The sequence below is a fragment of the Neisseria sp. P0022.S009 genome (assembly GCF_051956675.1).
Lineage (GTDB): Bacteria > Pseudomonadota > Gammaproteobacteria > Burkholderiales > Neisseriaceae > Neisseria.
In genome coordinates this window covers 1-300 of record NZ_JBQCXE010000098.1, presented here as the reverse complement: position 1 = coordinate 300, position 300 = coordinate 1, and the positions used below count along the sequence as shown (strand labels likewise).

Here is a 300-nt window from a genome sequence, read left to right as displayed (position 1 = left end):
TGCATCACTCCGGAGATATACGGACGGTCGGGATTACCTTGGACGAAGGAGAGCATCACTTCTGTGCCTTCGTGTAAGGGGAAGTGGATGCCGTATTCGGGACCGGCATAGGGTTTGGCCAGTCGGACGGGACGGCTTTCCCCGCCGGGGCTCCATTCGTCCAAATCAAACGGTAGTTTGACGCGGTAACGGCCCATGTCGTCGATATAGGCGTAGGTGCAGTTCTCCGCCGCAGTTACACGTGCGGGTAGTGTGCCGGCGATATGCGGACGCGGGGTGATGCGTTCGGGACGGTAGGCG

The 300-nt window shown here is 60.0% G+C and carries 1 protein-coding gene; it reads right to left on the bottom strand.

Annotated elements, in window-relative coordinates:
- The coding region (locus ACTHUG_RS11615) for a phage baseplate assembly protein V (protein WP_440386922.1) at positions 1-300 on the bottom strand (300 nt) is incomplete at both ends.